General features: G+C 66.4%; 1 protein-coding gene. It reads left to right on the forward strand.

All coding sequences use genetic code 11. The features are described from left to right. Positions 1 to 276 precede the first annotated feature (276 nt). Positions 277 to 1,055 (forward strand): SpnB-like Rossmann fold domain-containing protein (locus AB0E24_RS45940; RefSeq protein ID WP_518524793.1); only part of this gene is annotated, 779 nt, incomplete at its 3' end.

Genomic DNA, 1,055 nt, shown 5'->3' on the forward strand with positions numbered 1-1,055 from the left:
GGTGTGTCGGTGTTTGCTTCGGGTGCGGCTGTGTTGCGGGTGAGGGTGTCGCGGGTGGGTGATGGTGTGGTGTCGGTGTTGGTGGCGGATGCGTCGGGGGTGCCGGTGGCGTCGGTGGATTCGTTGGTGTTGCGTCCGGTGGCGGTGGGGGAGTTGTCGTCGGTGGATGATGCGTTGTTCGCGGTGGAGTGGGAGTCGTTGGCGTTGGAGCCGCCTGTTGGTGGTGGTGCTGGCGGTGGTGGGTGGGTGTGGTTGGGGGAGTCGGGGCTGGAGGAGGTGGGCGACGGTGTTCCTGATGTGGTGGTGTTGTCGTGTCTGGAGGGTGGTGGGGGTGATTGGGTTGGGGGTTCTCGGTTGGTGGTGTCGGGGGTGTTGCCGGTGGTGCGGGAGTGGTGTGTGGGGGAGCGGTGGTCGGGGTCTCGGTTGGTGGTGGTGACGCGGGGTGCGGTGGGGGTGGGGGTTGTTGATCCGGTGGGGGCGGTGGTGTGGGGTTTGGTGCGGTCGGCGCAGTCGGAGAATCCGGGCCGGATTGTCCTGGTGGACATCGATGATGATCCGGTTTCGCGGGAGGTGCTGGAGCGGGCTGTGGCCAGTGGTGAGCCGGAGTTGGTGGTGCGTGGGGGTGTGGTGAGTGTGCCGAGGTTGGTGCGGCATCGTGTGGAGGGTGCAAGTGCAGGTGTGGGTGTTGGGTCGGTGTTTGATGGGTTGGGGACGGTGGTGGTGACGGGTGGTACGGGGGTGTTGGGTGGTGTGGTGGCTCGGCATTTGGTGGTGGTGCATGGTGTGCGGGAGTTGTTGTTGTTGAGTCGTCGTGGTTTGGGGGCTCCGGGTGCTGAGGGGTTGGTGGGGGAGTTGGTGGGGTTGGGTGCGCGGGTGCGGGTGGAGGCGTGTGATGTGGCGGATCGTGGGGCGTTGGCGGGGGTGTTGGGGTCGTTGGAGGTGCCGGTGCGGGGTGTGGTGCATGCGGCGGGGGTTCTTGATGATGGTGTGTTGGGGTCGTTGACGGTGGAGCGTGTGGAGGCGGTGTTGCGTCCGAAGGTGGATGCGGCGGTGAA

Origin of the sequence: Streptomyces malaysiensis subsp. malaysiensis (assembly GCF_040653035.1) — a bacterium.
Classification (GTDB): Bacteria; Actinomycetota; Actinomycetes; order Streptomycetales; family Streptomycetaceae; genus Streptomyces; species Streptomyces malaysiensis.